The 25,087-nt window shown below is 69.1% G+C and carries 17 protein-coding genes, 1 other RNA gene and 1 pseudogene; 8 read left to right on the top strand and 11 right to left on the bottom strand.

Annotated elements, in window-relative coordinates; genetic code table 11:
• Positions 1-153: 153 nt before the first annotated feature.
• Positions 154-339 (bottom strand): hypothetical protein, encoded by a 186-nt coding sequence (locus FRAQA3DRAFT_RS16985; RefSeq protein ID WP_009740279.1) that lies wholly within the window; start codon positions 337-339, stop codon positions 154-156.
• Between the two features lie 407 nt (positions 340-746).
• Here FRAQA3DRAFT_RS16985 and ftsE point away from each other — a divergent pair, with 407 nt between their 5' ends.
• From ftsE to FRAQA3DRAFT_RS16965, 4 genes are all read left to right on the top strand, one after another.
• Entirely contained in the window at positions 747-1,556 is an 810-nt protein-coding gene (gene ftsE, locus FRAQA3DRAFT_RS16980) for a cell division ATP-binding protein FtsE (protein ID WP_009740278.1), read from the top strand.
• Positions 1,556-2,428 (top strand): permease-like cell division protein FtsX, encoded by an 873-nt coding sequence (gene ftsX, locus FRAQA3DRAFT_RS16975; protein ID WP_035923030.1) that lies wholly within the window; start codon positions 1,556-1,558, stop codon positions 2,426-2,428. Before ftsE ends, ftsX begins: the two co-directional genes overlap by 1 nt.
• 133 nt (positions 2,429-2,561) lie before the next feature.
• Complete coding sequence (smpB, locus tag FRAQA3DRAFT_RS16970; RefSeq protein WP_009740276.1) at positions 2,562-3,041, top strand: SsrA-binding protein SmpB; 480 nt, start codon at positions 2,562-2,564, stop codon at positions 3,039-3,041.
• A 62-nt stretch (positions 3,042-3,103) separates the two neighbouring features.
• Complete coding sequence (locus FRAQA3DRAFT_RS16965) at positions 3,104-4,402, top strand: class I SAM-dependent methyltransferase (RefSeq protein WP_009740275.1); 1,299 nt, start codon at positions 3,104-3,106, stop codon at positions 4,400-4,402.
• Between the two features lie 57 nt (positions 4,403-4,459).
• Here the strand turns inward: FRAQA3DRAFT_RS16965 and FRAQA3DRAFT_RS16960 are convergent, their stop codons facing one another.
• A complete protein-coding gene (locus FRAQA3DRAFT_RS16960) occupies positions 4,460-5,146 on the bottom strand; it encodes a YoaK family protein (protein ID WP_009740274.1) in 687 nt (228 codons plus the stop codon).
• A gap of 80 nt (positions 5,147-5,226) precedes the next feature.
• On the bottom strand, positions 5,227-5,700 hold the full coding sequence (locus FRAQA3DRAFT_RS16955) for a VOC family protein (RefSeq protein ID WP_009740273.1): 474 nt from the start codon (positions 5,698-5,700) through the stop codon (positions 5,227-5,229).
• A gap of 221 nt (positions 5,701-5,921) precedes the next feature.
• On the opposite strand from FRAQA3DRAFT_RS16955, the gene ssrA reads away from it, so the two are divergent.
• Positions 5,922-6,289: a transfer-messenger RNA gene (gene ssrA, locus FRAQA3DRAFT_RS32105) on the top strand.
• Positions 6,290-6,522: 233 nt separating this feature from the next.
• Here ssrA and FRAQA3DRAFT_RS35185 read toward each other — a convergent pair.
• Positions 6,523-6,852 (bottom strand): annotated as a pseudogene (locus FRAQA3DRAFT_RS35185) (recombinase XerD); the annotation flags it as partial.
• 1,139 nt (positions 6,853-7,991) lie between these two features.
• Between FRAQA3DRAFT_RS35185 and FRAQA3DRAFT_RS16945 the strand changes: the two are divergent.
• From FRAQA3DRAFT_RS16945 to FRAQA3DRAFT_RS16935, 3 genes are read left to right on the top strand one after another with little or no spacing between them, the layout of a single operon-like run.
• Positions 7,992-9,506 carry a class I SAM-dependent DNA methyltransferase gene (locus FRAQA3DRAFT_RS16945; protein WP_009740271.1) on the top strand — a complete coding sequence of 505 codons (1,515 nt, stop codon included), beginning with the start codon at positions 7,992-7,994 and terminating at the stop codon, positions 9,504-9,506.
• Positions 9,499-10,710, top strand: a complete 1,212-nt coding sequence (locus FRAQA3DRAFT_RS16940) for a restriction endonuclease subunit S (RefSeq protein WP_009740270.1) — start codon at positions 9,499-9,501, stop codon at positions 10,708-10,710. Before FRAQA3DRAFT_RS16945 ends, FRAQA3DRAFT_RS16940 begins: the two co-directional genes overlap by 8 nt.
• Positions 10,711-10,713: 3 nt before the next feature.
• Entirely contained in the window at positions 10,714-13,803 is a 3,090-nt protein-coding gene (locus FRAQA3DRAFT_RS16935) for a type I restriction endonuclease subunit R (protein ID WP_009740269.1), read from the top strand.
• A gap of 163 nt (positions 13,804-13,966) precedes the next feature.
• On the opposite strand, the gene FRAQA3DRAFT_RS16930 is transcribed toward FRAQA3DRAFT_RS16935, so the two are convergent.
• The 7 genes from FRAQA3DRAFT_RS16930 to FRAQA3DRAFT_RS16905 all read right to left on the bottom strand — a co-directional run bounded on the left by FRAQA3DRAFT_RS16930 (position 13,967) and on the right by FRAQA3DRAFT_RS16905 (position 24,626).
• Positions 13,967-15,247, bottom strand: a complete 1,281-nt coding sequence (locus FRAQA3DRAFT_RS16930) for a lanthionine synthetase C family protein (protein ID WP_009740268.1) — start codon at positions 15,245-15,247, stop codon at positions 13,967-13,969.
• A gap of 105 nt (positions 15,248-15,352) precedes the next feature.
• Positions 15,353-16,555, bottom strand: coding sequence for a methyltransferase, FxLD system (gene fxlM, locus FRAQA3DRAFT_RS16925; protein ID WP_009740267.1), 1,203 nt, complete (start codon positions 16,553-16,555; stop codon positions 15,353-15,355).
• A 196-nt stretch (positions 16,556-16,751) separates the two neighbouring features.
• Positions 16,752-19,865: a lantibiotic dehydratase gene (locus FRAQA3DRAFT_RS16920; RefSeq protein ID WP_198286920.1), complete on the bottom strand. Its 3,114-nt coding sequence runs from the start codon at positions 19,863-19,865 to the stop codon at positions 16,752-16,754.
• A 4-nt stretch (positions 19,866-19,869) separates the two neighbouring features.
• Positions 19,870-20,031, bottom strand: a complete 162-nt coding sequence (locus FRAQA3DRAFT_RS33245; RefSeq protein ID WP_009740265.1) for an FxLD family lanthipeptide — start codon at positions 20,029-20,031, stop codon at positions 19,870-19,872.
• A 325-nt stretch (positions 20,032-20,356) separates the two neighbouring features.
• A complete protein-coding gene (locus tag FRAQA3DRAFT_RS16915; protein ID WP_035923026.1) occupies positions 20,357-21,073 on the bottom strand; it encodes a creatininase family protein in 717 nt (238 codons plus the stop codon).
• Positions 21,074-21,075: 2 nt separating this feature from the next.
• Positions 21,076-22,542, bottom strand: a complete 1,467-nt coding sequence (locus FRAQA3DRAFT_RS37360) for a helix-turn-helix transcriptional regulator (RefSeq protein WP_009740263.1) — start codon at positions 22,540-22,542, stop codon at positions 21,076-21,078.
• Positions 22,543-22,859: 317 nt separating this feature from the next.
• Entirely contained in the window at positions 22,860-24,626 is a 1,767-nt protein-coding gene (locus FRAQA3DRAFT_RS16905) for a protein kinase (protein ID WP_009740262.1), read from the bottom strand.
• Positions 24,627-25,087: the final 461 nt, after the last annotated feature.

Raw genomic sequence — 25,087 nt, 5'->3', positions numbered from 1 at the left:
CCACCCCGGGTCAGCGCCCGGGCGCCGGACCGCACAGGAACCTGGCGCCCCGGCAGACGCCCGGGCGGCGGACTGATCGCGGTGCGGTCGGCAGGCTCATCGACAGAAGGGTGCGCGATGGCCGGAAGGTGGGCGTGGCGGCCCGCGCCGGACTCAGGTGGCCTGTCGGACGGCCAGGGCCGTGAGCATCATGATGATCGCGATGATCGCAATGATCAGCTGCGGGGAGATCGTGACGGAGTTCCGGCGCAGGTACTCGCGCGACGCGCGGCAGGTGGGGCACCGGCCCTCGATCACCAGACCCGAGCAGCGCGCGCAGACCAGATCCTCGCTGCCCATGCCGCCTCCTTCCCGCCGCGGCACGCCGACCGCGGATCCGAGGGATCATCGCACGTCCCTCCGGGGAACCCCGGCCCATCGCCGCGCCGGTCATCCCCCGCCCGGTCGCCGGAACGAGATCCGGACGATCGACTCCCTCTTACGGTACGCCCGCGGGCGCCCCTTCGCCCTGCCGGCGGGCGTCGGGTATCCGCTGCCGTACAGCGCCCGCTGGACGGGGCCGGGCCCGCTGGGCGGTCGGGCCCGCTGCACGGCCTGGCGCCGGTACGGGCTGCCGCGTGCGGCCCAGCGGCGGATCCGGGCCGGCGCGGCTCGCCCTCGCGCGCCGCGCGGTCCGACTCCGGTCACGTCCTACCATCTTCGTCGCGGAATGTATGTGATCTGATACTTGACGTGAGGAGGGTATGGTGATCGTTCTGAGCTCGGTGAGCAAGTGGTACCCCAACGGCGCCCGGCCCGCCCTGATCGACGTCAGCGCCGAGATCGGCGCCGGGGAGTTCGTGTTCCTGGTGGGGCCGTCCGGATCGGGCAAGTCGACGCTGCTGCGGCTGCTGTTGCGCGAGGAGCGCGCGACCGGCGGGCGGGTCATCGTCGCCGGGCGTGACGTCGCGCGGATCCCGGACCGGCGGGTCCCGCAGCTGCGCCGGATCGTCGGCTGCGTGTTCCAGGACTTCCGGCTGCTGCCGAACCGGACGGTGGCGGCCAACGTCGCGTTCGCCCTCGACGTGGTGGGGCGTCCCCGGCATGTCGTGCGCAGCGTCGTCCCCGAGGTGCTGGAGCTGGTCGGGCTCGGGGGGAAGGCGGACCGTTATCCCGACGAGCTGTCCGGGGGCGAGCAGCAGCGGGTCGCGATCGCCCGGGCGTTCGTCGGCCGGCCGCGGGTGCTGCTGGCCGACGAGCCGACCGGGAACCTCGACCCGGCCACCAGCACCGAGATCATGAGCCTGCTCGACGCCGTCCACCGGGCCGGCACGACCGTCATCATGGCCACCCACAACGCGTCCCTGGTCGACGCCATGCGGCGCCGGGTGCTCGAACTCGGCGACGGCGCCCTGATCCGCGACGAGGCCGGCGGCCGCTACGACCAGACCGTGCCGCAGCCCGTGGCGCCGTCCGCGCCGCCGCCGGTGGTGGTGCCCGCCCAGCCGACCGGGACGGCGCCGGACGGCGAGCGCAGCCCGTGGGCGACGCCGGCGCGCAGCGGCCCGGTCGGCTGATGCGCCCGGGCCCGCTGGCCTCGTTGCTGTGGACGGGCCTGCGTCGCAACCTGGCGATGACCGGGGCGGTGATCGTCACCATCACCATCTGCCTGGCGATGCTCGGTGCGGGCCTGCTGCTGCGGGCCCAGGTGCACACCATCGACGGCTTCCTGCTCGACCAGATCGAGGTCGTCGTCGACCTCTCCGACGCCATCACCCCCGCCGAGCGCTCCGCGCTGGAGGCCGAGATGCGCCGCGACCCGCTGATCGTCGGCGTCCGCTACGAGACGAAGAAGCAGGTGTACGAGCGGTTCCGCCGCGACTTCCGGGGCTCGCCCGACGTCGTCGCCGGGGTGGGACCCGAGGACCTGCCCGCGGCCCTGCGGCTGACCCTCGCCGACCCGCGGGCGTCGCGCGACATCGTCGTCACCTACACCGGGCTCGACGGTGTGGAGGCGGTGCGTGACCAGCGCGCCCTGCTCGACCCGCTGTACCGCTTCCTCGACGCCTTCACGGTCGGCGCCTTCACCCTGGCAGCCGTGCAGGCACTGGCTTCCTTCGCGCTGATCTACACGATGATCCGGATCTCGGCGCACGCCCGCCGCCGGGAGACGGCGATCATGAAGCTGGTCGGGGCGTCGAACGGGACGATCCGGGCGCCGTTCGTGCTGGAGAGCGCGGTGGCGGGCCTGGCCGGCGGGCTGCTCGCCGCCGGTGTTCTGGTCGCAGCCAAGATCTTCCTGGTGGACGGCCAGTTCGCGAGGCAGACGATGTTCCCCCTGTTCGGCTGGGCCGCGGTCTGGGAGTCGGCGGTCGTGGTCCTCGCCGCCGGCGTGCTGGCCGCCGCGGTGATGGCGTCGATCGCGCTGCGCCGCCACCTGCGCGTCTGAGCGGGCTCCGCATGATCGATACAATGGTGGACGGTTGTCCGCCCGTGGCCGGTCGGGCGGGGGGACGCCGGCAGGACGTAGGTTCGGAAACGTTGGCGCGCAGGCGTGGCACGTGGGAAGAGGGTCGCAGACGGTGCCGAGGGAGACGGGGCGCAAGTCGATCGCGCAGAACAAGCGTGCCCGGCACGACTACGACATCCTCGACACGTACGAGGCCGGGCTCGTGCTGCGCGGCACCGAGGTCAAGGCGCTGCGGGCCGGGCGGGCCTCCCTGGTCGACGGGTTCGCCCAGATCAGCGACGGCGAGATCTGGCTGCACAACGTGCACATCCCCGAGTACACCGAGGGCACCTGGACCAACCACGCTCCGCGCCGCAAGCGCAAGATGCTGCTGCACCGGGCCGAGATCGAGAAGCTGATCGGCCAGACCCAGGAGGGCGGCCTCACCATGGTGCCGCTCGCCCTGTACTGGAAGGATGGCCGCGCCAAGATCGAAATTGCGCTGGCGCGCGGTCGCAAGTCCTACGACAAGCGGCACGCTCTCGCCGAGCGGGACGCCGCCCGGGAGATCAGCCGGGAGATGGGCCGCCGCGTCAAGGGCCGCTACCGCTGACCGGCACCGACTCCGAGCGTCTGGCCCAGCTCGACGCCCTGCTGACCGCCGACGGCGGCGCGGTGCTCGCCGCCGCGTCCGCGGTGTACACCGGCGGGGACGGCCCCGACGCGGGCGGTCCCGGCAGGAGTGGTCCCGGCAGGGGCGGGGCCGGCAGGGGTGGGGCCGGCGGAGGTGGGATCGCGGCCCGGGAGCTCGCCGTCGGCGCGCGGCTGCGGGCCGAGGGTGTTCCCGCCGGGCTGGTCGCCGCCGCCTTCACCCAGGCGGAGCTGCGGCATCGGGCGGCGGCCAAGTTCGCCCGCGCCGAGGAGATGTTCTTCACCCGCGCCGGGCTGGAGCAGGCGTCCTCCCAGACCGCGGCCGAACACCGGGCGGCGCGGTTCGCCGGGCGGCGTCGGCTCGCCGACCTGTGTACTGGAATCGGCGGGGACGCCCTCGCCCTGGCACCGGGCCGGGAGATCCTGCTCGTCGACCGAGACCCGGTGCATCTGCGGATGGCGGCGCTGAACGTCGCCGTCCACGGGGCGCGCCGGGTCGACACGCTGCTCGCCGATGTCCGCGACGCCGATCTGACCGGTTGCGACGGCGTCTTCGTCGACCCGGCCCGGCGCGCCGGGGACCGTCGGCTCGCCTCACGGGCCAGCGAGCCGCCGCTGCCCTGGTGCTTCGCCCTCGCCGACCGGGTCGAGGCCGTCGCGGTGAAGGCGGCCCCGGGCCTCGCGACCGAGCAGGTACCGCCCGACTGGGAGATCGAGTTCGTCGCCGACGGCCGTGACCTCAAGGAGGCCGTGCTCTTCTCCCCGGCCCTCGCCACGACCCAGCGCCGCGCGACGGTCCTTCACCACGCACCCTCGTCCGCGGCGACACCCTCGTCCGCGGCGATCGGCTCGCCCGGGGGAACGCCGGTGAGCCTCGTCGGCCTCCCGGACCCCGCGGAGCCCGGCGGCCCGGTCGCCGCCCCCGGGCGATACCTGTACGACCCGAGCCCGGCAGTCACCCGGGCCGGCCTGGTCGGCGAGCTCGCCCGCCAGCTCGGCGCCTGGCAGATCGACCCGATGATCGCCTTCCTGACCTCCGACGAGCCGGTGGCCAGCCCGTTCGCCCGCTTGCTGCGGATCTCCGCGGACCTGCCGTTCGATGTCCGCCGGATCGCCGCCGAGCTGCGCGGGCGCGGGATCGGGTCGTTGGACATCCGCCGCCGGGGGCTGGCGGGCGACGTCGACGAGCTGCGCCGCCGCCTCCTGCCCCGCCGGCGCGACCTGGTCCCCGGCGGCCCGGCCGTCACCCTGGTGATGACGAGGCTGCGCGGCGAGCCATGGGCCTTTCTCTGCACCGCTGCCGGGGACGAGCCGGCCTCCTGACGCCCGGACGGCACCGGGCCCGCCGCCCGTCCCGGTTGGTGGACGGCAGTGCCAGGTTCATGGCGCGGTGAGCAGACCGGTGGCGGCGGCGGTCAGGCAGCCGGCGGCGATGGCGACCGCGAGGACCAGGGGCACGACCCGATCGACGTGCAGCAGGCAGGCGCCGCCGACCATCGCTCCGAGGAACATGGCGACCGGAGCGGCAAGCCGGCGCGGCGCGTGGAAGCCGGGGCCGCCGGCGAGCCGCGAGTCGACGACCAACCCCGTGAGGGTGGTGGTCAGCACGTTGGTCGGGACCTCCGGGACGGCCACCCGCCGCGCCGTCGCGTGTTGGAGCCCCATCGCGGCGGCCAGCGGAACGATGATCGTGTAGGGCCGGTCCGCCCTGCCCTCGCCGGTGAGCGAGGCGGCGACCAGCGCCGCAATGATCAACCCGGTCTGGATGGCCAGCGCGACCGTCAGCCACCGGACCCGGCGTCCGCGGCGCAGCGCCGGGGCCCTGCCGATCCGCCCGGCGAGGACCGCGCCGGTCAGGAAACCGGCCAACGCGAGCGCGGACAGGTCCGCGGACAGCCCCGGCGCGCCCGCCAGCGCGAACGCGAGGAGCACGACGTTGCCGGTCATGTTCGCCACGAACACCTGGCCGAGCCCGAGAAAGCTGGTCGCATCGACCAGCCCCGTCAGGCCCGCCAGCGCCAACAGCAGCACCACCTGCCGCCGGTCGCGCGCGGTCGACGGCGTCATCGGCACAGTGTCACCGACCCTGAGTCGTCCGCACGGCAACCGCCGGCCGGGTGGGGTCGCGGTGCGGGCGGCGGGCGCCTTTACAGGCGCAGGGGGCGGATCGGGGCCGCGACCAGGTGGGGCTGCGACTGCCAGTCGACGCCCGGGACGTCGACGTAGAGCTCGATCTCGTTACCGTCCGGATCGAGGATGTAGAGGCTGTGCGTGATCGTGTGGTCCGACGCGCCGACGATGTCGACGCCCGCCTCCCGGATGCGGGCCAGGACCTCGCGCAGCTCGTCGTCGGTGTCGCCGACCTTCAGCCCGAAGTGGTAGAGCCCGACCCGGCGGCCGGCCGGCACCGCCGCCGCGTCCTCGCCGACCTCGATGAGCAGCAGTTCGTGGTGCGTGCGGCCGGCCGAGAAGGCGGCGGCGGGCACGCGCAGCGGGTTGCCGGCAGCCTGCGCCGGGTCCGGGAACACCTGCCGCCAGCCGAGGACGTCCCGGTAGAAGGCGACGGAACGTTCGATGTTGTGGACGTAGAGGACGAGATGTCCCAGTTCCTTGATCTCCACGATGCTCTCCCCGGGGCGGGCGGACGGGCTGCCGTTGCCCGTACAACTACCACGAGAGGTCCGACATGCCCGCGGCCGCACATCAATCCCGCCTCGGACCGGCCACCGGCCGCCGGCGCTGCCGTCCGCCGCCGACCCGGCTGGCGTCCGCCGCCGGTTGCGACGCTCCGTCCACCGGCGTCCTGCGGTACCATGAACCGTCAGGCGATACAACCGTACCTGGGGGTGATCGGTTTCGACTTCGGACGTCGAGGCAGGGGAAGCGGGCCGAGGATGAACGGTTATCTCGTTAACGATCCGTTCAAAAAAACAGCTGCCAACAAGACGCAGCCTGTTGCCCCTTACGCCCTCGCGGCTTAAGGACTAGGCAACCGTCAGCCTGGGAATGCCTCCGGCCCAGGATCTGACGTCGCTAGGAGGATCACCACCTGACCCGGTCGCGGGGCCAGGCGGAAAATCAAACAGCGACTGAGCCTACGTCGGCTTGCCTGTGTGTCCGACGGGGCTGAGAAACAAGTAGCAGGCTCCGCCCGGAGAAGTCCTGTGTCGGTGCCGGAGGACGCGGGTTCGATTCCCGCCACCTCCACTCGCTGAATTCGGTATGGGATCATCGCCGACACCGCTGTGACCAGCGGAAACGCTCGGCGGTGATCCCACCGGAGAATATCTGTAAGTGGTGGTACCCAGTCGGTCCCCAGAACGGTTCGCCCGGGGGATCGCCGCGGACACCGTCTCGGCCGCCTTACGACCTGTCGACCGCAGCAGATGCGCGTACAGGTTCCCCGTCACCGACGTCGAAGAGTGACCAAGCCTCTTCGACACGATCGTGATGTCGACTCCCTCGCCGAGCAGGATCGACGCCGAGCCGTGGCGAAGGTCGTGCAGCCGCTTGCGCGACAGCAGCCGGTCCCCGATCTCGTCGCCCACAGCCAGTGCCACCGGCAACGGCTCGGCCAGATGCAGCAGCGACCGCGAGCCTTGCACCGTCGCGCCGAGCACCGTCACCGCGCCGACGGGTTCCCGGTCGCGGTACAGCGTCCACGTGCCCTCGGCCGGTCGGTACCGCGTGCCCACGAGGACGGTGGTCACCCCGGCCGCCGCCGGTACCCGGACGGTGCCGAGCAGGCCGACGCGCCGGGCGATCTGCTGCATGCGCTTGGTCAGGTACTCCGGGAACAGGTAGCGCCCGGAGGGGTGTGTGAAGATCAGGTCTCGGAGTTGGACCGGGTTGCCGTGATCGTCGGGCAAGATGCCGTTGTCCCACTCATCGCCGATCGCCTCCCGCTCGTCCTCCTGGCGGAGCCGGTGGGCTGCCAGCGACCCGAGGGTGACGCCGTCCAGGTCGACCTTCCGCCGACCTGACCTCGTCTTCGGCGCCCATACGCCGAGCACGCCGCCACTGCGGACGATCTGCTGTCGGATCGTGAGCACGGACCCCGCATCGTCGAGTCCGGACCACGTCGCCCCGCACACCTCCCCACGGCGCACCCCATGCAGCGCCATCAACTCGTACGCGGCGGCAAGTCGATCGTCGGCCGCCTCGGATCAGAAGGAAGGGTACCCTTAAATGATCTCGCTCTGAGATCGCCCGCCAGTGCATTCGCGCAGCTCGCAGCACTGATCAGTTAGACAGTGTCGCAGCAGTCGAAAACCGGTCGTCGCGGTTGTCGACTGCACGGAGCCTGCCGGTACTCCACCCAAGAGCACCGCAACGAATACCTACAGGCCGTAGACTTGGGCGCCCTGTCCCGAACGTCTGTGTTGTCCCGCTAGTGCCAAGCCGACCAGCGGATTATGAAACCATCGGTCGGTTGTCCGTGAACGTCCGCCGATGCCCACTGATGCAGGTCAAGGATGGTGAGGGTGCTATGGACGTCCACGTTCGTCCGCCGAGGTCCAGAGGCTTGGCTGCCACCGTGCTGCCACACCCGCGAGCCGGGACCAGACCAGGCTATCGAACGTGATCAGCTGCCCTTCGCCGGATGCTTTACAGCGCCGTCGAGTCCAGCATCAGGGCGGACCTCCGTGTGGAGCCGGGCCGAGCGGCGTTCGCTCTCGCCTTCGTCCCGAACTACCCGCCTAGCGGTCGCAGAGGGGTGAACCGGGCAACACACCGTTGGCTGGTCTCGATCAGCCGTAGCCGGGCCGTTTGCTGTACTTCCGTGCTGTACCGCCGGTGCCCCTGCGTGGTGCGATGGTCCGATGCGCGCGGGGCGGGTAGCGGTCTGACGCGCCAGCCGAGCACGGCATGATTGGACCACTGCCATCACGATGAAGGATCCCATCCACCTGTGATCACACAGACCGACCTTGAGTCGCGGTTGTGGGCTGCGGCCAACGCACTCCGCGGCCCCGTCGACGCGGCCGACTACAAGACCTACGCGTTCCCGATGCTGTTCTGGAAGTGGATCAGCGACACTTGGGACTACGAACACAAGCAGGCGGTCGAGGAGTATGGCGAGGAGCTGACCGACGAGGTCGAAGCCGACTTCCACCGCTTCGAGCTCCCGAAGAACACCCGCTGGTCGGTGGTCACCAAGACCCAGGTCAACCTCGGCGACGCGGTCGCGAGGGCGTTCCAGCGCATCGAACAGGCCAACCCCAAGGCCCTCGCCCGGATCTTCGGCGACGCGTCCTGGGGCAACGAGGAGCGGCTGCCGCCCTCGGCGCTCCGCGGGCTGGTGAAGGCGTTCGACGACATCCCGCTCGACCCGTCCACGGTGAGCCACGACCTGCTCGGCGCCGGCTATGAGTACCTGCTCAAGAAGTTTGCCGACGTCTCCGGCCAGAAGGCCGGCGAGTTCTTCACCCCGCGCGAGGTGGTCAACCTCCTGGTCGCCATCCTGCGGCCCGAGCCCGGCGAGATGATCTACGACCCGGCTTGCGGCTCCGGCGGCATGCTGGTGGCCACCATCAACCAGGTGCGCGAGTCCGGCCAGGACCACCGCACCCTGCGTCTGTACGGCCAGGAGGTCAACCTGACTACCTCGGCGATCGCGAAGATGAACCTCTTCCTCCACGAGATCGAGGACTTCGAGATCAAGCGCGGCGACACCCTGCGCAAGCCGCTCTTCAAGGAGCCCTCGGGCGCGCTGACCCAGTTCGACGTGGTCATCGCCAATCCCCCGTTCTCCCTGGAGAGCTGGGGCGCCGACCAGTGGGCCTCCGATCCTCGTGCCGTCGGCGGCGTACCGCCGGCGAAGAACGGCGACTTCGCCTTCGTCCAGCACATGGTCGCCTCGATGAGGCCCGGCAACGGCCGCGTCGGCGTCGTCATGCCCCACGGCGTCCTCTTCCGCGGCGGCGCAGAGGCCAAGATCCGCCAGTCCCTGATCGAGCGCGACCTCCTCGAAGCCGTCATCGGCCTCCCGCCGAACCTCTTCTACTCCACGACGATCCCGGCCTGCATCCTGGTCTTCCGCCACCAGAAGCCCGCCGACCGCAAGGACAAGGTCGTCTTCATCGACGGCTCCGAACGGTTCGCCAAGGGCAAGAACCAGAACACCATGTCGTACGACGACATCAAGGCCCTCACAGAGGCTTACCGCGACGGCCTCGCCCTCGACGGCACCGACCTCAGCGCCTACGTCCACGTCGCCGACTTCGACGAGATCAAGGCCAACAGATTCGACCTCAACATCGGCCGCTACATCACCAAGACCGCCGACGAGGCCGTCGACCTCGGCACTGCGCTGGTCGCGTATGCCGACGCCCGCGAGCAGCGGATTGCCGCCGAGGCAGCCATGTTCGAGCGGCTTGCCGCCGTCGGGATCGACCTGACCGCCTTCGGAGTGACGGATGGATGAGTGGCCGAGGGTTCGTCTCGGTGACGTGACCCGTCAGATCCAGGATCAGGTTTCCGTCGAGGTCGACAGGTCCTACTCGCTGCTCGGCGTCAAATGGTACACCGAAGGGCCGTTCCTCCGCGAGACTGTCACGCACGAGACGTCGAAGGCGACGAGGTTCTACCGAGTCTCCGCAGGACAGTTCATCTACAACCGGCTCTTCGCTTGGAAGGGATCGTTCGGGCTGGTCGGCGACGACCTAGACGGCTCGTACGTCTCGAACGAGTTCCCCCTCTTCGAGTGCGACCGCAAGCGACTGCTCCCCGAGTTCCTCCTGCTGCACTTCCGCCAGCCCGGAGTCTGGAACTACATCGAGCGCGTCAGCACCGGCACCACGGCGAGCCGGAACCGTTGGAAGGAAGCCCAGTTCAACGTCTACTCCATCGCTCTGCCACCGCTGGCGGCGCAGCGTCGGATCGTCGATCTGCTCGCTTCAGTGGGTGCGCAATTGGCACACCTCGCAGACGAGGCGAGCAGTCTCCGAAGCCTACTGACTGCCCGCCGAGCCGAGCTCTTCGAGCGTTCAGACGTTCGAACCGTGCCAGTGCGTGACGCGTTTTCGGTGTTGATGGGTCGCCAGCGGGCGCCTCAGCATGCAACCGGTCCATACATGACGAATTACCTGCGCTCAGCGAATGTGGGCGACGGGTCGCTCGACCTGACCGACATCAAGCAGATGAACTTCGCTCCCGCCGAGCAGGAGAAGTTTGCACTTCAGCGTGGTGACGTGCTGGTGTCCGAGGGAAGCGCGAGCCCAAAGGCTGTCGGGTTCACCGCCGTCTGGAACGAGGAACTGCCGGGCGTCGTCTGCTTTCAGAAGACCCTCCTCCGTTTCCGCAGCGTCGAAGGCGTGTCCACGAGCGAGTACACGCATCACTGGTGCCAGTGGGCGTTCGAGTCCGGGACGTTCCTCGGCATCTCAAGCGGGACCAACATCAAGCACATCACCGCCGTGCGCGTCTTGGACGTTCCGGTAGCTCTCCCCACCATCGAAGACCAGACGAGGACCGCTGCGGAACTGGACGTCATCGCTGCCGGACTTTCCTCCGTTCGTGCGGAAGCCTTCCAGGTGAGAGCGTTCCGCGCTGCGCTGTTGTCAGCACTGCTTGCCCAGGAGATCGAGATCCCGGTAACATATGACTCCCTCTTGGAGGAGGTCGCATAGAGCGTGGGTTGGAGCGAGGCTTCGACGATTCAAGCAGCGCTGCTGGAGTGGGCCCAGGATGCCGGGTGGGAGCACGTATCCGGTGGCGACCTGCCGCGTGATGAGCACGAGGTCGTAGTCGAGTCGTGGGTGCGCGAGGCTCTGCTTCAGCGCAACCCGGGCCTGGTCGACGACGAGGAGTCGACTGGCATGGTGATCGCCGAGGTCAACCGGGCGATGCTGGACGCCACCAACGGCCTTGTTGCGGCCAACGAGGCGCTGACGGTGATCCTGCGGGGGCAGCAGCCGTTCGTGACCATTGCCGGGAAGCACGTGCCGCGGCGGTTCATCGACTTCGACGACCCGGAGGCCAACCGGCTGGTCGTGGCCGATGAGGTGACGATCAAGGGCGGGCACGAGGCGCGGCGGTTCGACGTCGTCTACTACGTCAACGGGTTCCCGCTCGTGGTGGTGGAGACCAAGACGCCGGTGAAGCAGACGGTGTCGTGGTTCAACGCGGCGAAGGACCTCTACGACGTCTACGAAGTGGAGTATCCGCAGTTCTTCGCGCCCAACGTGTTCAACGTGGCGACCGAGGGACTCGAGTTACGGATGGCGCCGGTGCGCGCCGAACCGGATCCGGAGAGCGAGTTCTGGGCGCCGTGGGGTGAGACCGGTGGTGACCCGAACCTGTCCGGGCCGGCCCGGGTCGAACGGGATGCCCGTACGCTGCTGACGCCGGCGATGGTGCTGGCGATCCTGCGGGACTTCGCCATGTACCGGCATGCCCGGGATGCCTCGGAGCAGGATGTGAAGTTCCTGCCTCGCTATCCGCAGGTCGAGGCCGCGGTCGCGATCCATGACAAGGTGCTCGCCGGGTCCAGGAACGAGCAGGGTGGCGGCGGGCTGCTGTGGCATCACCAGGGGTCGGGCAAGACCGAACTGATGGCATTCGCCGCCTCGCGGCTGTTGCGCGATGAGCGGGTCGGGTCGCCGACGGTGATCGTGATCGCGGACCGTAAGGACCTGGTGCGGCAGACCGCGGAGATGTTCCGCACCGCCGGGATGCCGACCCTTGAGGTGCCGAAGACCAAGCAGGCACTGTGGACCGTGCTGAAGAAGCCCGGGCCGCGGGTGGTGGTGACCACGCCGCACAAGTTCGCCGAGGCCGGTCTCCTCACCGACCGGTCCAACATCATCGTGCTTGTCGACGAGGCCCACCGTTCCCAGGAGGGCAAGCTCGGTGACGCGTGGCGGGAGGCGGTGCCGAACGCGACGTTCTTCGGGATGACCGGCACTGCGGTCAAGGCCGGTGAGCGGGACACGTTCAAGCTCTTCGGCAACCCCGAGGACCCCGACCTGGTGCTGTCCCGGTACACGATGGAGCACTCGATCTCCGACGGCTTCACCAAACCCGTCATCGTCGAAGGCCGGGCGGTGAAGTTCGAGCTGAGCAAGGAACAGCTCGACGAGGCGTTCGAGGAGCTCGCCGACGACGAAGGGCTCGACGACGAGGCCAAGGAGTTCCTCTCCGGCAAGGCCAGCCACATCGCCACCATCCTGAAGAACCCCGAGCGGGTCGTCTCAGTCTGCGCCGACATCGTCGACCATTACCTCACCTACGTGGCTCCGCTAGGGCAGAAGGCGCAGGTCGTGGCGTACAACCAGGAGCTGGTGGTGGCGTACGCGACCGCGATTCAGGCCGAACTGGAACGCCGCGCCGCGGCGATGACGCTGCCAGACGGGTCCAGTGTCGCGCGCGAGGTCGGCGTGGTGATGCATGTGGACAACTCCAAAAGCACCCCGTCGGCGTACAGGAAGTATCTGCTCTCCGACGAGGCCGAGGAAGGGCTCAAGCGTCGTTTCAAGAAGGTCGACGACCCGCTGTCGTTCGTGGTCGTCACCGCGAAGTGGATGACCGGATTCAACGCGCCGATCGAGGGCGTGCTCTACCTCGACAAGCCGCTCAAGGCGGCCAACTTGTTCCAGACCATCACCCGGCCCAACCGGCCATGGAAGAACCCGCTGACCGGGCAACGCAAGGAGTACGGCCGGGTCGTCGACTACATCGGACTCGCCAAGGCCATCGGCGACGCGCTGCTCGGCCCCAAGACGAAGGACGGGACTGAGCCCGATAAGCCGACCGTGTACGACGTGGCCAGCCTGGTCGGGCGGTTCATGACCGACATGACCGTGCTGACCTCGCTTTTCGCCGGGATCGATACCAGCGACGCGTCGTTCGCCTCGCTCGCCGAGGCGCATGAGCGGATCCCGGTCGACTCCGAGGCACGGACGACGTTCGTGGAGACGTTCACCGCGGTGCAGCGGATCTGGGAGTTCCTCGACCCCAACCCGATGCTAGCTCCGTTCCAGAGCGCGTATCTGTGGCTGGCGAAGCTGTACGCGTCGATCCAGCCCAAGGGACTCGACAAGGGACTGCTGTGGGCCAAGCTCGGCGCGAAGACCGAGGCACTGATCCACGCCCACATGGATGACATCTCGGTGAAGCCGCTGGTCTCTCGGAACGTCACCCTGGACGCGGCCGGGATCGCGCTGATCAAGAAGATCGCCCAGTCGCTCCAGGTACCAATGCCTGTGCCCGACCCGAAAGCTCCTGGGCAGATCGTGGAGGAGGTCCTCGGCTCCATCGAGGCCCGGCTCAAGCGCCGGCTCGGCCAGGACACCGATTCCGCAGCCTACAAGAGCCTGGCCGAGCGGATCGAGAAGCTGCGGCAGCGCGCCATCTCCTCGGTCGAGGAGTCGCTGCAGTTCCTAGAGGACGCGCTCCAGGTCGCCCACGACGTCGTCGCTGCCGACCGCGCGGCCGAGGAAGGCACGCTCGCCGAAGACGAGCGTCTCTACGACCCGAAGATCGGGGCGCTCACACAGATCGTCGAGCAGAACACCCCTGCCGGGCTGCACAAGATCGTGCCCGACATCGTCTTCCGGATCGACCAAATCGTCCTTGAGGTCTCCTACACCGGCTGGACCAGCTCCGACCGCGGCGACCGGGAGGTGCGCAAGGCCATCCGCACCACGCTCAAGGACTTCAGCCTGCCGGTCACTGGCGTGCTCTTTGACAAGACCTACGACTATGTGAAGAAGAACTACTGACGGGCTGACGAGTCGGAGATTTGGATCAGACTGGCGGGCGGGACACCGGTGGGGCGCGGGCGGCGGTGAGCTGGGTGTCGAGCGTGACCGAGTGATTTGTTCGACATAAAGAGCTGAGAATCGACACTCTCCGGTCGAGCGGAAGGTCGCTCACGTGCACTGGCTATGTCTGGGGGAGGCCGAGAAGGAGGGCGGTTTCCCAGGTGGCGGTGGTGTCGATGGTGAGGCTGTGCAGGACGGCGGCGATGCCGGCGGTGCCCTCGATGAGGCCGGGTGGCCATCTGCTGGCGGGCTCAGCAGCGTCGAGGCTGCCGAGGAGCTGGTCGGTCAGAGCTGGGAGGTGGTTGCCGAGAGGGTGGAAGCGGGCGTCGGCGGCGGCGCGGTGGACCGTGGTGAGCAGGCCGGCCCAGCCGTGGCAGAGCGTCGGGTCGACGAACTGGACGAGCTGGGCGGGGTTGCTGAGGCAGCCGGCGAGCGCGGCCTCAGCACGTTCCTGGCGGGCCATGTCGGTCAGTGCGATGGCGGCAAGTTGCTGGGCGCGGGCAAGGCCAGGGGTGCCGTAGCACCAGGAGGCACGGCCTGGGCCGGCTTGGACGGGGCGGCCCGCCGTTAGCTCGCTGAGGGTGATCTTCTCGGGCCACCAGGGGCCGGTCGGGCTGTCCTGGCGCCAGGAATCGAGCCAGTCGCACATGCGATTCAGGGCGTCGAGGTGGCCGGGGACGACGATGCCTCGACGGTAGGCGAGCGCGAGTAGTGCGAGGGGGCCGGCGATGCCGTGGGCCATCCCGAGGTCCGCATGCCCGTCGGCGAACGCGTCAACCGACGCCCCCACCGGAAGGTCGCCGTTCCACCAGCCAGGCAGCGTCAACCCGACGGTGCCGCTGGTGGGCAGGGGCTCGGACAGCCGGACGAGGTAGGCCAGAATCCGGCGGAGCTGCTCTGCGTCCGGGCGGGACGTAAGCAGGTGCGCACCGAGCCCGGTCAGACCGCGGACGAGATCGTACTCGGCCCGTTCCGGCCGCTGACCGGCGTTGATGCGCCCGTTGGCAGCAGCGAGCCGGCGCTCGATCATGTTCGCGACGGCGGTGTCCAGATGCTGGCGGGCGGATCGGTAGCGGCCGGGTGCCGCTGCCGTGGCCAAGGCGAAGGCGAGCGCCGGAGCGCCAAACCACAGGCCGGCGCCCGTCCCGGCGCTCAGCTCCTCTCTCGTCGCGGCTATCAGCCAGGCGTCGACGGTGGCCCAATCTCCGATACCCGCGCGGGCACGTATGCCATGGAGCACGGCGACGCCAGCGGCGCCAGCGGCCAGTGACTGGCCTCGCCAGCGTTGATCGCTCGAAGCCCGGTCGCCGCCGGGCTTGGCCGCGGGCGGGGCGAACAGCGCGTCGGCGAGGCGGCCAGCAACCGTGGCCGCACGCTCTCGCCAGTCGCCGTTCAGAGACATCGCCCATCGCCTCCTGACGGTCCGGGCGCTTCGGCGCTAGACAACCGAGCCCGGTGGCGTGCAGGGGCGCCGCCGGTGGTCGCCTCCTCGCACACGCGGGTGGCTTTAGTAGGTGACGGTGATCGCGCAGTCCTTCTTGACGATCGCGTGGTCGGTGAGGTCGGCGTGGGCAGCCAGGGGCACGGCGGTGAGGGATGGGCGGGCTGTGCGGTCGATGTTCCAGGTGTGGATGTGTCCGCACAGCCGCTCGGCGAGGGTGCGGCCGTCGGGTCCGTGTCCGTGGGCGCCGAGCTCCCAGACGGGGTCGGGGCCTTCCAACCTGCGCTTGGTGAGGTAGGCCAGCGAGGAACCGTCGATCAGCACGGGGCTCAGGTTCGGGATGAAGGGCGCGCAGAGATCGGTGCTGACCGCATCAGGGCTTGCCTCGATTCGGCAGACGGCCGGGTCGGTCGCGGTGGCGCGCAGCCAGATCCCGTCGATGGGGTCCTGCGGGCCGACGGTTGCCCCGGACCAGGCGCTGGTTCTGGGGCTGTCGAAGATGCCGGTCAGCCTGGCCGGGTCGATGTCCTGGTCGACGTCGTAGTGGACACGGACGAGCGGGTCGGTGTGGAGCGCGGCGGCGCGTTCGACGTCCTGGCCGATCATCGGGACGAAGCCGCAGAGGAACACCGACTCCGAACGAAGCACGCCGTCGTCGCCCTTGACGAAGGCGACGCCGCGGGTCTGTCCCCGCCAGCGCAGTGGCAGGACCATCCGCCCGCCGGGGACGAGCTGGGTGAACCACGCATCGGGGATGTCGCACGCGCCGACGGTGACGATGATTTTGTCGAAGGGCGCGTCGGTCTCGTCGCCGAGTGCGCCGTCACTGGTCAGGACGCGCACGTCGCTGTAGCCCGCCGCCATCAGGGCGTTCGATGCCTGTTCGGTGATCTCCTCGTCGATGTCGACGGTGACGACCTGCCCGGCGGGACCGGTGAGCTCAGCGAGTAGTGCGGCGTTGTAGCCCGTGCCGGCACCGACTTCGAAGACCCGATCGCCGGGGCTGATTCGAAGCTCGGCCAGCATCCCGGCGACGAGGGTCGCGACCGAGGCGCAGGACAGGTGAGTGCCGTCCGCCGCAGTCTTGGTGATCACTGCCTTGTAGGGGTTGTACGCCTCGTCGAGCGTGGCGCCCGGCAGGAACAGGTGGCGGGGCACCGCACGCAGCGCGTGGACGACAGGCTCACCTAGCCCCGGCCGGCTGCTGGTGATCTTCTGGACCATGTCGGCGTGGAGCTCGGCGGCGGTACCGGAAGTAGCAGTGGTCATCAATGTGTCCTTGTCGGAGGAAGACTTGGTCGCGAGTGGTGCGGCAGCGGACACCGCTGATCGGAGCAGGGGGCGCGAACAGCGGCGCGTCGGTCCGGTTGCGAGTCCGGCAGGCTCGTCCTCTGCCCATACCCGCCGGTTTCCCCGCCAGGAGCGGGACGAGCCGGAACCACCGGCCGATGGTGACGGGTCGCGGTCATGCCGGGACCGCCTGCTGGGAGTTGCGCCAGGCGAGCGCGGCGCCGCGGGCCAGCCGAAGGCAGGCAGCCTCGTGATCCCGGTTGATCCCGCGGTGCCGATTGTAGGAGAGGTGCAACAGGGACCCCGCGACCGTCACGGTGTCCATCTGGCCGGGTAACGCCGCACGGTAGACAATCAGAGCCTTAGCACGGGCCGCCCAAGCATCGGCGAGCTCGCCGAGTAGGTGCGGCAGGTCGCGGGGTACGCCGTGGCGGGCCAGCCGGGTGGTTTCGCCGACGACGCGGTGATTGATGGTCTGCGGTTTGGCGATGACCCGTGTGGTCAGATAGTCGGCGGCCGGGTGCATGCCACCGAGGAAGGCGGAGGCGATGTCAAGCATCAACAACGCCACGACGGTGTCACGATGCAGGCCAGTCGGTGGCTTGCGCAGCGCGATGATCGCGGCGGCGGTGTCGGCGCAGAAAACGGCCTCGGCGGCTTCAAGAGCCGCGCCGGCACCGTAGCGGCCAGCTTCCGGAAAATACGTATCGAACGCCACCTGGCCGGCGGCGCCGGTCCTGGCCAGCGTCGTGGCCCACGCGCCGAGGGCAGTCACACGGGCCGCATGGTTCGGCCCCCGTGTGGCGATGCGGATGCGCAGATGATCAGTTTGTTCGTTGTTGCGGTAGCGCACCATCCATAGCGGCGCACCATCGAGCCGCGCACGCAGGTCCGGAAGGTGGGTCGCGATGAGATCGTCCATGGCGGTGGGGTGTGTATGGACGCGGACGGAGAGCCATCGGGCATTCGGATCCCCGGGCCGGTCGCCGTCGGCGTTGACCCTGTTGACCAGCACCGCAGCACGCTTGTTCGGTGCGGGCGGACCCGCGCGGAACACCGGTGCGACGACCTCGTGCGCACGCCCGATCCACCCCAGCTCCTCGCCGGGCACCGCCCGGTTCAGCACGGCCAAGCCCTTGCCGGCGAGATGTCCGCGCAGGATCGTGGCGTGGGCCGGGACTGTGAGATCCAGCCGCAGGGTCATGTCGCCGTCGGCCAGTTCCACGAGTTCTGGGCACCGAAGCTGCTGCCGCCACTGCGCGAGCTGGCCGCGCCAGGCGGCAGCCGGTACATCGAGGCCGGGCAGGTCGACGGTGTGGAGGCGCCAGCGTTCGGGGGCGAGGATGATCCGGCCGTAGCGGACTTCGGGTAGGTGCGGCAGAGCGCCGGCAGCCGGTCCGACATCGAACGCGGTCAGCGAGGCGGCGAACGCGCGTGGCAGGTGCGCCAGGAACCGCGCCAGTGATGGCATCTGCCGGTCGAGTGCCAGCGCGTGGTACACCTGCGGATCGATGATCCGCCCGGTGGCGGCTTCGAGGAGCAGCAGGCCCCGGCCGGTCGCGGTCAGCGCCAGGTCCCCAGCTCCCAGCCCATGCGGCCCATGGGACGGCGGTTCGCCGAGGGCGAGCACCTCGGGCAGGAACTGGGGAAGGCGCGCGACGTTCTGGCCGCGGGCAAATCTGGGTGGGCAGGACAACTGCACTGCGGTGGCGCCCTCATGCAGGGCCGGAACCGCTCCATAGGCGTCGGCCATCGACACGTCTCGCGTCGCGGGCAGGAATCTCGCGGACAGCGTTCCGGTCGCGCGCGCTGGGGTAACGGCCAGCAGATAGTCGCCGGCGTTCAACGCCTCGATGCTGCGGGCATGGATCCTTGCTGCGATCTCTCCGTGCGGCTGGATGAAGCGCGGATCGAACAGATCACCAGCGGTGGCATGCTCGATGAGCGCGTCGGTGAGCTCAAGGCGACCGTTGTCGGCAAGCGCCTTCCAGGCCAGCGCGAGTAGCCGTTGGTCTCGATCGCTCACCGTCACCGCGGGAATGGGTAGCACCGAGCCCGGATATCCCGCCGGATAGCCAAGCCCTGATGCCTCATCAAGCACGTCGATCAGCGGAACGACGCTGTCAACGCCGTAGCGTTCGACGAACCGGCGGTGGTAGTCCGCCCACGCGGCCGGTCCCAGCGGTTCCCGACCCAGCCGCGTCAGGACGTCGGCGGCCACTGCCAGGTCCGAAGCAACGGACACGGGCAGGTGCAGGTCGCAGTCGAGGACAAGGTCGACCGCCATGGGCGAGCGCTGCTGCGGGCTGACCCGGTCCATCACCGCGATCAGATCCGCACGCGGACCCGCCTGGGCTCCCAGCTCCGGCGCTGCGTTGAGTTCCCCGAGCCGGGCGTGGATCGCGGCCAACTCATCCGCAAGCAGCCCGACCTCGGCCAGATCGCAGGCACCAGCTCGCTGAAGGGCCGCGACTAGGTGACCGAGCGGAGCGGTCTCCGTCATCGGTGCCCGAAGACTGCTGGTCAGAAACTGCTCGGCGACCAACTGGCGCAGCATCGCCTCGATGCGCTCACGGCCGACGCCGGCGAACTCTTCGTCCAGCCGGTCAGCCAGTTCGGCGAATCGCACTGGTCCTCTTGCGGTATCCAGCACGAGCCGCACTGGTGGGGTCAGGGGGATCTCGACGTGGCCGTCGGCGCGAGGCACAACCAGCCGTCCAGCTCGTTGGACAGCCAGACTGTTGAACACGACCTCCACTCGCGCCAGGACCGGGCCCGCCTCCAGTCGGCTGACGATCTCATCCAGCCACGCGGCATCGGCCCGAAGCGTCGACCGATGGCGATCACCGATGCGCACCGACGCCACCTGGCCGAACTGGGCCGGCGCGACACCCGCGAACAGCGCGAACGGCGTCGAGCGGCCCCCGGAACGCACCAGGTACCGCACGACCGTCGCCGCAGCAGCCCGCACCCGCCGGTCGGTGACGGGACGCCCGGCAACGAGCTGCTCGACCCGCGCGGCCAACGCACCGCTGGCGAGCCCAACCGACTCCCGGGCCTGCGGCCAGACCCTCGCCAACCAGTCCCGGCACGCCGCCGCGTCCTCCAACACCGGCCAGTCCGACACCACGCCATCCAGCGGGCGGCTTGCAGCTCGCAGCAACGCGGGACCTGCCGGCCGGTACAGCGTCCCGCCCATCCGCATGCTCCTTCCCGCAGCCACCGTGATGTCCATGTGAACCTCTACGCCGCGCCCCTCAAAGCCCGTCGAAGGCGGCACGGCGCTCATCCCGTTACGAGCTGGCGCACGCCGACGGGCACGTCGACGAGCAGCCATCCGAGGTGTCGCAACCGTCGCTTGCCACGCAGCTGTCGTCATTGACGATGGTGATCGGCAGGTCGAACCACTCGTCCGGCATCACGCTCGACGGACCGACCTCTTGCACGATGGACATCTACTTCTCCTCCCGTTCGTTGACCCCGTCTGCCGGTCGCTCTCGGTGTACGTCGCGTTCGGCGCCCAGCGGAGTGGGGACCGGGTGACGCTGTGGGGTCGCTACGCCGACCTTCGGCTGTAACGAGAGGTAATGATGCTGCGCCGTCGACTCACGGCCATTCCCACGGCGGGGAAGCTTTTACTTCCCCCTCAGCCGGCCGCTGACCTGCGCATACGCCGAGCGCGACAGCTCTTACTACGGCTCGACACGCCGGGGCACGAGCCCCTGTGTTCGGGTGGCCAGGCGCGGCTCGGAGTGCTGACGGAGGCCAGCGCGGGCCCGGTCAGCGGCCAGGCAGTCCGAGGGCGTCGAGGTGGTCGGCGAGCAGGCTGGCCAGGCTGTCCAGCAGCCGTTTGCCCTTCTCGGCGGTGGCGAGCGAGGGGCGGCCGATCACTCCGGTCCGGGTGTATGCCTGCATGCCGTGGATGAGCAGATGGGGGCGGGGGCCGCCGCCCTCGTCGGCGCTTTCCCAGCCGGGCTGGACGACGTCGGGGTGCGCGTGGAGAAGGATGGAGGTCTCCAGCTCGCCGGCGTGCATGTCGTCATGGCCGTCGGTCTCCAGCCCGGCTTCGGTACGCGCTGCCGCCCAGTCAGCCCGGCCGGGGAACAGGGTCATGGCCGGCCCGTCGACGTTGGCCTCCTGGACGATGTTGCTTAGAACGTAGTTGCCGCCGTGCCCGTTGACGAGCACCAGCACGGGGATATCGGATCGGCGCAGCGACGCGGCGATGTCGCGGATGACCGCGGTCAGGGTGGTAGAGGAGATGCTCACTGTTCCCGGCGCGGAGCCGTGCTCGTGGGAACACGAGAACGTGACCGGCGGGAGCAGCAGCAGACCGTACTCGTCAGCCACAGCCTCGGCGATCGCCTGGGCGATCAAGGTGTCCGTCGTGAGGGGGAGATGGGCGCCGTGCTGCTCGAAGCTGCCCACCGGCAACACGGCCGCCCGTGCTCCGGCTCGCGCCACCTCGACGCTGGTCGCCGTGGTGATCATAGGAATGGCTATCTCCTCCTGGCGGCGCTCACGACCCGGCGCGCGGCGAGGAACTGGCCGACCTCCACCACCCGATCGTTTTCCGCGAGTGCTCCCGCCATGCCGTCGAGCAGGGTGTCGGCGCGTGTGGAGCCCATGGCCTGGGCGAGTTCCAGCGCACGTAGTCCCTCGGCCCCTGCCTCGGCCGCGCGTCCGGCCGCGGTGTGCGCGTCCGCAAGCCAGGCCCTCCACATGACCTCATCCTGACTCAGCCCTGCCGGCCAGGCTGCCAGGACCTCTTCCAGTATCCGCGTCGATCCGTCCAGATCGCCGAGCAGCAGCCGGCAGCGACCCTCGTAGGCCGCTACGTAAAGGTCCGTGCAGTGGCCATCCAGCGGGTCCGGATCCGGTTCGACGCTGGCCAGTAGCAGATCAGCCTGTCGGATGGCAGCCCTGGAAGCGGTGGCGTCGCGGTTGAGGGCATGGCCGTGCGCCTGGCGGACGAGGCACAGCGCGGCGGTACACACGCTGCTGGAGTCGAGGCTAGCCGCGCCTTCTCCGAGCGCCACGGCTTCCCCGCCGCGTCCCTGATCAGCAGCCTGCTGCGCCCGTCGCATCAGGACATAGCTGGCAGTGCGATGGTCGCCCGCCTCGGTGGCCTGGCTGAACGCCAGCTCGGCCCATTTGCGCCCAGCCCGCGCACGTCCGAGGTTGTCTGCCAGCCAGGAGAGAAACTCCGACCACCGGGCCTGGACCGCAAGAAGCTGGCGGTTCTCCAGCGTCGACATCCGACGGCACGCATCGAGCAGGGCAAGCTGCCTGCGGGCCAGACCCCAGACGGAACCGGCCCCGCTGACGCTGGACTTCCCGGCGACCAGACTCAACAGCTCGACCCAGTGCTCCACCGAATCGATGCCGTCCACGCCGATAGCTGACATCTCATCGAAAACATCTGACCCCAGCACCGGGGCGGACGGGCGTTCACGCTCGCTGTTGTCGATCGCGGCGGTCGTCGAGACGATGCTGCCGTCGATCAGAGCTTCCTGCGCGGCCCCGCCTGCAACGGCGTGGTGCGCCGCTGGTAATGGCCCGTTTCCGATCTGGCTGATGACCATGAGGTCCGCCGGGGGCATGTTCTCGCGGTCGTCGAGGTCGAGCAGGTTGTGGATACTGGTGTCATAGACCTCGGCGAGCAGAGCGAGGATCCGGGGAGTGGGGCGGCGCCGCAACGGCAGGGGCCAGTTCTCCAGTTCGGACAACTTCGAGCCGGTCATCGGGGCCCTGCCCGCGGAGTCCATCCCCAGGCGGGCGGCGTGGACATTGAGATTGGCCGCGGCCTGCGTCTGCGACAAGCCGCGTGCGACCCGGTGAGCGACGCGGGGCCGTAGCCGGTAGCGGCGGGCGAACTCCACGGCGATCTCGTCGTGGCTCATCCCCGCCGCGCGCATCCGAGACCGCAACTCATCCTGCTCGACACGACCGGCCGGCCTACCCATGAAGCGGAAGGCTCCTTCCCTGTCCCGGACAGCAGCATTGCTGCTGCATCAAGGATAGACTATCTGTAGCGGTGTCACTATGGAAATAGAACCCCGTTTTGTCGGTTTCGATCCGCCCCACTCGGCCCCGGGGTCCCCTCAAGCGGGAGGTATCCTCGTTTCCCGGTGGCAGCCACTCCGACTCTGCACCTTTTTAGTGGGGTGTTCGTGGCCATGGCGAGCGAGCGATTGTCCCGTGCGGCGCAATGCGCTTCCACTGAGAAAACGCACCGTATGGGCCACGAAATCGCTGAGTATCGGCCTCGATGCACATGCGATCAGCTTGGCGTCTGACCATGTGGTCCGGTCACCTGGGCGGCTCCGAGGACCACCCGCGAATGTGCATGAATTCTCACGTCATCGGAGGTGTCTCCAGCCGTATGCGTGATCACGAATCGTAGTCGCAGGATGCCCGACATGTCGAGGTCGATCGGTACTGGGCTGCCGAGGCGCACCGTCGTGTCAGCGAGTTGCCGGCCGTCGCCGTCGATCTGAACCTCATACACGGCGTCACTGTCGGAATCGTCGGAAAGCCCGATTGTCGTCCGGAGCTGGCGGTAATGGCGACCCAAATCGTACTCGATCTTCCCCAATTCCTTATCGTTGGTGAATTCGTACCAGAGTGGTTGGATTGAAATGCTGTGGGCCATGTCCTGCCCGTTCATGGTGATCGGTTCCGATTTTACTGTGCCCACTGCTCCCAGGCCGGTGAAATTAGCGAGGTAGAGGTTGACGTCCTGAGAGCTGGTGGGGGCGGCCGGCGTCGGGTTCGAAGGCGGCTTCGCGCTCGATTTCGAGGCCGGGCTCGAGCGCGGCGTGCCGGTCTCGCTCGTGGCGGCGAATCCATCGGCGGCGCTGAGGTTCTTCTGATCCGATGGCGAATCGCCCGATCTCACGAGCAGAGCGATGACGACCGCCGCGAGCACCGCCACGCTGACCGCACTGACCAGCCACGGCAGTAGGTGCCGGGGCACGGGGCCAGGTCCCCTGGCCGACTGATTCCACGTAGGGGGCGGTGGCGTGGGCGGCTGGGAGGCTGCGGCCGACAGAGCGGGAGGGAACTGCTCGGAGCGGGGAAGCAGATAGCGAGTGAGGTCCGCGCGGACGGTGGGCGGCAGCCAGCCTTCGCCGATGCGTAGTCGCTCGTCGGTGGACGCTTCCCGGCACAGCTCGATCAGGGCCATCGGGGTGGGGCGCGTGGACGGATCCTTCTGCACGCAGCGTGCCAGCAGCTCCCGGACCTGCTCCGGGCAGCGGTCCCAGTCGGGCTGTTCGTTCACGATGCGGTAAAACACCGCTGCATCGCCGCCGAACGGGTACTCGCCGGTGACCGCGTAGTAGGCGGTGGAGCCGAGGGAGAAGATGTCGCCGGGCGAGTCGAGGGCCCTGCCCTGAACATGCTCGGGAGCCATGAACGCGGGTGTGCCGATCCGCGCCCCGGTCTGGGTGAGCGCCGCGGACGAGGCCTCGACCGCTCGCGAGATACCGAAGTCGATGACCCGCGGGCCGTCCGCCGCGAGGATGACGTTGGCTGGTTTGAGGTCCCGGTGGATGACCCCAGCGAGATGAATCGACTGCAGCGCCTCGGCGACGCCGGCGATCAGGACGAGGGTGGTCTCCGCGGGCAGGGGGCCCTGCCGGGCGACGGCAGCGGCGAGGGAGGGCGCGGCGACATAGGCGGTGGCCAGCCACGGCCGTACCGCGTGCGGGTCGCAGTCGATCACGGGGGCGGTATAGGGGCCCTGTACCTGCTGAGCGATGGTCACTTCTCGCTCGAAGCGGCGGCGGAACTCGGGATCGGCGGCGAACTCCGCCCGAGCGATCTTCAGTGCCACCGGCCGGCCGCCAGGAGTGTAGGAAAGGTAGACCGAGCCCATGCCGCCCTCGCCGATCCGGGCCCGAAGCAGGTACCCGTTGACCTCGCGAGGGTCGTTCGGGGTCAACGGCGTGAACGCCGGGCCTCCGACAGGCTGCGGTCCGTTGGGCCCGAACCGCTGTACGCCGCTCGCCAGCCCGCTGGGATCGCCCCAAGCATTGGTCGACACGTCAGCAGATACCCAGGCAATACCGGACAGTGGACGTCACGCCGCCATCATGCAGTAACGCACAGGGGAGTGCAATGCCGAGCGTGACCATCCGATTGCTGTAGCAATCACCTCAGGTCTCACTCCGTGCCTGGATTCTGACGCTACCGCGCCAGCGTGCCAAGCCCGTCCTCCGCGCTCACCATCCGCCGGCCATCGGACAGCATGCGTCCCGCCGTCGCTCGGGCCTGGGCACGCATATTAGAAGATCTTGCGTCCCGTCCGCCGGTTCGGACCCTCGAGAGGATCACTCGATCCGACGGCAAGACAGTGTCGGTGCTCGCCGAGGCGGCTGGGCCGTCGGCGGGTAGGAGCGGGCGGCTATCCCATCCAGAGTTAACATCATCTCCAGCTACGGAGAGTAGCGTCGACGCAGCCTCTGCCGATCAAGTGTGAAGACCGCTCCTGGTACCCAGTTGGCA

Source organism: Frankia sp. QA3, from assembly GCF_000262465.1.
GTDB lineage: Bacteria > Actinomycetota > Actinomycetes > Frankiales > Frankiaceae > Frankia.
Note: the sequence above shows the minus strand (reverse complement) of the source record. Positions and strands in the feature narration are given on the sequence as shown.

What these genes read in the sequence shown, in the direction of transcription:
- FRAQA3DRAFT_RS16985 (WP_009740279.1), bottom strand. Translation starts at nt 339, where the DNA reads ATGGGCAGCGAGGATCTGGTCTGCGCGCGCTGCTCGGGTCTGGTGATC.
- ftsX (WP_035923030.1), top strand. Translation starts at nt 1,556, where the DNA reads ATGCGCCCGGGCCCGCTGGCCTCGTTGCTGTGGACGGGCCTGCGTCGC.
- FRAQA3DRAFT_RS16960 (WP_009740274.1), bottom strand. Translation starts at nt 5,146, where the DNA reads ATGACGCCGTCGACCGCGCGCGACCGGCGGCAGGTGGTGCTGCTGTTG.
- FRAQA3DRAFT_RS16940 (WP_009740270.1), top strand. Translation starts at nt 9,499, where the DNA reads ATGGATGAGTGGCCGAGGGTTCGTCTCGGTGACGTGACCCGTCAGATC.
- FRAQA3DRAFT_RS16930 (WP_009740268.1), bottom strand. Translation starts at nt 15,247, where the DNA reads ATGTCTCTGAACGGCGACTGGCGAGAGCGTGCGGCCACGGTTGCTGGC.
- fxlM (WP_009740267.1), bottom strand. Translation starts at nt 16,555, where the DNA reads ATGACCACTGCTACTTCCGGTACCGCCGCCGAGCTCCACGCCGACATG.
- FRAQA3DRAFT_RS16920 (WP_198286920.1), bottom strand. Translation starts at nt 19,865, where the DNA reads ATGAGCGCCGTGCCGCCTTCGACGGGCTTTGAGGGGCGCGGCGTAGAG.
- FRAQA3DRAFT_RS33245 (WP_009740265.1), bottom strand. Translation starts at nt 20,031, where the DNA reads ATGTCCATCGTGCAAGAGGTCGGTCCGTCGAGCGTGATGCCGGACGAG.
- FRAQA3DRAFT_RS37360 (WP_009740263.1), bottom strand. Translation starts at nt 22,542, where the DNA reads ATGGGTAGGCCGGCCGGTCGTGTCGAGCAGGATGAGTTGCGGTCTCGG.